7 protein-coding genes are annotated in these 5,066 nt (G+C 51.3%); all 7 read left to right on the top strand.

Annotated features, from left to right (window positions below):
- Nucleotides 1-146 precede the first annotated feature (146 nt).
- Nucleotides 147-404 carry a hypothetical protein gene (locus tag HPY81_11525; GenBank protein NPV28028.1) on the top strand — a complete coding sequence of 86 codons (258 nt, stop codon included), beginning with the start codon at nucleotides 147-149 and terminating at the stop codon, nucleotides 402-404.
- A gap of 13 nt (nucleotides 405-417) precedes the next feature.
- On the top strand, nucleotides 418-1,305 hold the full coding sequence (locus tag HPY81_11520; protein ID NPV28027.1) for a 3-hydroxybutyryl-CoA dehydrogenase: 888 nt from the start codon (nucleotides 418-420) through the stop codon (nucleotides 1,303-1,305).
- Between the two features lie 42 nt (nucleotides 1,306-1,347).
- Nucleotides 1,348-2,124, top strand: coding sequence for an enoyl-CoA hydratase/isomerase family protein (locus HPY81_11515; GenBank protein ID NPV28026.1), 777 nt, complete (start codon nucleotides 1,348-1,350; stop codon nucleotides 2,122-2,124).
- Between the two features lie 20 nt (nucleotides 2,125-2,144).
- On the top strand, nucleotides 2,145-3,320 hold the full coding sequence (locus HPY81_11510) for a thiolase domain-containing protein (GenBank protein ID NPV28025.1): 1,176 nt from the start codon (nucleotides 2,145-2,147) through the stop codon (nucleotides 3,318-3,320).
- A gap of 5 nt (nucleotides 3,321-3,325) precedes the next feature.
- Nucleotides 3,326-4,348 carry a hydroxymethylglutaryl-CoA synthase gene (locus HPY81_11505; protein NPV28024.1) on the top strand — a complete coding sequence of 341 codons (1,023 nt, stop codon included), beginning with the start codon at nucleotides 3,326-3,328 and terminating at the stop codon, nucleotides 4,346-4,348.
- A gap of 14 nt (nucleotides 4,349-4,362) precedes the next feature.
- Nucleotides 4,363-4,785 (top strand): Zn-ribbon domain-containing OB-fold protein, encoded by a 423-nt coding sequence (locus HPY81_11500; GenBank protein ID NPV28023.1) that lies wholly within the window; start codon nucleotides 4,363-4,365, stop codon nucleotides 4,783-4,785.
- 40 nt (nucleotides 4,786-4,825) lie between these two features.
- Nucleotides 4,826-5,066: acyl-CoA dehydrogenase family protein (locus tag HPY81_11495; protein ID NPV28022.1), on the top strand; the 241-nt coding region annotated here is incomplete at its 3' end.

Here is a 5,066-nt window from a genome sequence, read left to right as displayed (position 1 = left end):
ATGATGGATGCTTCAGCATCACTTTCATCTTGAAGGATTATGGATAGTATTTCTATCATGAATTGAGCTTTTTCAATTATTTTTGCACTCGACTTGACATAAGCAATTACTTTGCATAATTCAAGTTTGATGAGGAAACCAAAGAGATGTACCTGGCTGCCCTTTACCCAGGAGTGACTGTGGATCAGATCCGGGAGCAGGTGGAATGGGACCTGAAGGTAGCTCCACAACTGATGGAAGTCGAGCCGCCAACCGAGGAGCAGGTCAAGGTGATGCGGACCTTTGATCCGATGGGGGTCATCTTGGGAAGCAGTAAACAAGCCAAGCCAGAGATGTTTGGTGAGTACTACCGAAAAATGAAACGGTCGTACACCGAGGCAAAACAAAACCTACTGACTTGTTAAGGAGGGATTCGTGATGGAAGTCAAACGTATTTTCGTGGTAGGTGCCGGTCTAATGGGTGCTGGTATCGCGGAGGTAGCTGCCCGGGCTGGTTACGAGGTAGCGCTCCAGGATCTCACTGAAGATTTGGTGAAGAAAGGATACGCCCGAATTGAAAAGGATCTGACCAAGCAGGTGGAAAAAGGCAAACTGTCTGCTGAAGAAATGCAGTCTACACTAGGTCGGGTCAAACTGGCCACTGATTTAAAACCGGCTGCCGAAGCTGATCTGGTTATTGAAGCAATCATTGAAGATGCGGGGGCCAAGAAAGAATTATTCAAGAAATTAGACGAAATTTGTCCGCCACAGACCATCCTGGCTTCGAACACTTCCTCTATCCCAATTACCGAACTGGCGGCGGCCATTAAGCGGGCGGATAAGTTTATTGGTATGCACTTCTTTAGCCCGGTGCCAGTCATGAAGCTGGTAGAGATCATCAAAGGATTGAAAACCTCTGAGGAAACGGCGGCTGTCATCCGAGACGTGGTCGAAAAATTGGGCAAGGTGGGGGTCATGGTTAAAGACTCGCCAGGCTTCCTGGTGAACAGGGTCAACGCTGCACTGCGGAGTGAAGTCTACCGGTGTCTGGAAGAGGGTGTGGCCAGCATCGAGGATATTGACAAAGCCTTGAAATTTGGCTTGAATCACCCGATGGGGCCCTTTGAACTGCAGGATAATGTTGGTCTGGACATCGGCCTGGCTGTATTCCAGACCCTGTACGATAACTTTAAAGATCCGAAATGGGCCCCTGCCCTGTCGTTGAAAAAACTGGTTGCTGCTGGCGATCTGGGCAAGAAGACGGGTAAGGGGTGGTATGATTACACGTCCGGCGAGAAGAAGGTCAGAACAGATTTAAACCTTTAACCTAACCTTATGATGAATAAGCTTTTAAAGGAGGTGAATACCGTGTCTTACCAATACCTTCTGGTATCGAAACAGGATGGGATCGGGCTGATTACCATCAACCGGCCCGAACAGCGGAACGCCCTGAACAGGGAAGCGTGGGCGGAGATCAAACAAGCTGTTGGTGAACTGGGCCAAGATGAAACAGTGCAGGTGTTGGTGATTACCGGTGCGGGGGATAAGGCTTTTGTTGCCGGGGCGGATGTTAAAGCCTTGCGCGAACGAAGTATGCTGGAGACTTTGGCAGGTGAGTACCACCGGGTACTGATGGACATTGAAGAATTGGATAAGCCAGTTATCGCGGCAGTTAACGGCTTTTGTCTCGGCGGGGGATGTGAACTGGCCATGGCCTGTGATTTAAGAATTGCCAGTGAAAATGCTAAGTTTGGGCAGCCAGAGCTGAATCTGGGCATTATGCCCGGGGCGGGCGGGACCCAACGGTTGCCCAGGCTCGTAGGGCTGGCTAAGGCGAAGGAATTAATCCTGACCGGGGAGATTATTGATGCCCAGGAGGCCTGGCGGATCGGCCTGGTAAACCGGGTTGTTCCCGCGGGGGAATTAATGAGTACGGTGCGAGAGATTGCCCAAACGATCATGAAAAAAGGACCGGTAGCGGTCAGAATGGTGAAGCGAATGATGCGCCTGGGGACGGAAGTAGATCTGCGGACGGCTATTAACATTGAGATCCTTGGGCAGACGGTGATTTTTGGTACTGAAGACCGTCTGGAAGGTCTTAACGCTTTTTTAGAAAAACGGAATCCCCGGTATCAGGGGAAATAGCGCGAGTGAGGTGAAAAATTATGGAACCGATTGCAGCGATCGTTGGGGCGGGGATGACCAAGTTTGGTGATTTTCCGACCAAAAGCATTAAGGAGATATTTAGCGAAGCTTACCAGGAAATGAAAAACAGCGTGGACCGGGGATTTGATCCCAAACGGATCGAGGCAGCATTTATCGGCAGTTTAAGTTGCGGCAGCGGTTTTCAGTTGGGTCAGTCTGGTCCCTTGCTGATGGGTTTTGTCGGCCTGTCCCATGTTCCGACGACTCACGTGGAGAATGCCTGCGGTTCAGGCGGATTTGCGCTGTATTCAGCGGTGAACGCGATCGCCGCTGGTAAGTATGATGTGGTACTGGCCGCGGGCTACGAAAAGATGAATGATGTTTCCTCGACCAAGCGGAAGTACTGGCTGGGTGTTTCCGGCGATACTGAGTTTGAACGCTTGGCTGGCTCAACTTTTGCAGGCATTTATGCGATCATGGCCAATCGCTATATGCACGAGTATGGCTTAAAACATGAGCACCTGTTAATGGCAGCAATTAAGAATCATAACAATGCCATGGATAATCCCAAGGCCCAGTTCCGCAATCCGCTGGATATGGAAACCGCTTTAAAGGGTGTGCCGGTAGCTTATCCCTTTAATATCTGGGATTGTTCTTCTACTACAGACGGAGCAGCTATCGTCATGGTCGTAAACCCGAAAATTGCCAGGGAGTTTACGGACAGACCGGTCTACATCATTGGCTCCGCGGTTGGCGGGGACCAATTGGCGATCCATGACCGCCCAACCTTCTGTGGACTTGCCGCTGCGCGGCGGGCAGCCCAGCAAGCGTATGCCCAGGCCGGGATCGGCCCACAGGATATCGATATGGCGGAGGTTCACGACTGTTTTACCATTGCTGAGATTTTGTCTTACGCTGACCTGGGCTTCTGCGAAGAGGGACAGGCCGGACGACTTCTTGAAGAAGGGGCGACCTTACGCACTGGTCGAATACCGGTTAATGTCAGTGGTGGACTAAAGGCTAAAGGCCATCCACTTGGAGCCACGGGAATTTCCCAGGCCTACGAAATCTTCAATCAAATGCGTGGGACTGCTCAGAACCCGGTTCGCCAGCTCCCCGACGTTGAATTTGCCATTTCCCATAATGTTGGCGGATCAGGTGGCGCGGTAGCGGTGCACATTTATTGGAGGGGGTAAAAAGAATGAAAGTAGGCATTTGCGGTTACGCCGTATATCTACCTTACTTACGCATCAGTGGTGACGAATATAAAAAGGCCTGGGGTTCGTTTTCGGCTGGCGGGGTTAAAGAAAAGACCGTGATGGATTTTGATGAAGACGTGCTGACCATGGGAGCCGAGGCGATCCGCAAGGTTTTAGGGGCCAAACAAATAAATCCAGCAAAAATAGATGCTCTCTCCCTGGGGTCAACCACCTTCCCGTATGATCAAAAAGTCGCGGCTGGCACAGTGGCCGAAATGATTGGCCTGCGGAAGGACCTGGTGGTTACGGAACATGGCACTTCCCAGCGCGCCGGCATGGAGGCAGTGTTATCGGCCCTGGTTAACGTGGAGGCTTTCGGGTTGAATTACGGCCTGGGCGTGGTCAGCGACTCTCCTCTGGCGGAGGTAAAGAATAACTATGAGCACCCGTTCGGAGCCGGCGCTGCGGTATTCCTCTGTGGTAAAGATGAAGTAATTGCCGAGTTTGAAGGGCAGGCCAGTTTTACAACCGAACTGATCGGCGATCGGTTCCGACCTTATGGAGAACGGTATTTAGTCGACATTGGCGTGGCCAACTACACCAACACCGCATACACAACTGCCATCAGCGAATGTATCAAGCGGTTGCTGGGCGTTCTTAGATTAACGCCGGCCGACTACGCGCACCTGGTTTTACCCCAGAAGGATGCCCGGACGCCGGCCGGTCTAGCCAGAAAGGCTGGTTTTAGCGAAGAGCAGTTGAAGGCCGGCCTGCTGGCGACTTATGTCGGTGACGCGGGTGCTGCTTCTCCTTTCCTGGGTTTTGCGGGAGCTCTGGATGCTGCGTTACCAGGTCAGAGGATTATGGTGGTGGCTTACGGTCATGGTTTATCTGCTACCGCCACGAGCTGGCGCGTAACCGAGGCGATCAATAATTATCCGCGGCCGGTCGTGGAGCCAGCTTTGAACCGCAAGCAATATATCGACTACTTCAGATATTTGAAAATTAAAAGAGTATTAGTTTAGAGAGGTGAACAACAATGGGGGCCCATATCTCAATTCCTAATTACCAGCGGTCGGTGGGGGCCAGGTACCGACTGGAAGCACAAAAATGTAAAAAATGCGGGATAATTAACTTTCCGCCCAAAGGGGTTTGTATTGCCTGCGGTGACTCGAACGAATTTGAGCTGGTTCAACTGTCGGGTAAAGGGACGATTTATAGTTATACCATTATCAGCGGAGGCGGAGCACCGCCGGAGTTTGCTGAAGAAGCAGTAGTGCGGGGAAGTTACCCCGTGGCGGTGGTGGAACTCGCTGAGGGGCCTAAAGTGATTGCCCAGATGGTTGATGCCAAGCGGGAAGACTTAGAAATTGGCAAACCTGTGGAAATGGTAACGCGGAAGATCTATACCGAGGAAGGCGTTATCCGCTACGGGTACAAGTTCCGGCCGGCAAGTGGTTAGCAAGTGCTGTTATTCTTATATTTTCAGGAGGTGTTATCAGATGAATTTTGGATTGACGGAAGACCAACGGATGATCCAGGATATGGCCAAACGATTTGCCGAGAACGAGATCGCTCCTCATGTGGAGGAAGATGAAAAGAATCATTATTTCCGGAAAGAAATCCACGACAAGATGGCGGAACTTGGCTTCTTTGGGTTCTGTATCGAAGAACAGTACGGTGGAAATGGCATGGGTTTCGTGGAAGCCTGCCTGGTGACCGAACAACTGGCCAAGGTCCACG

This window comes from Bacillota bacterium (assembly GCA_013178045.1).
GTDB lineage: Bacteria > Bacillota > Ch66 > Ch66 > Ch66 > Ch66.
The sequence above is the reverse complement of the archived record's forward strand: the minus strand, read 5'-3'. Positions and strand labels throughout refer to the sequence as shown.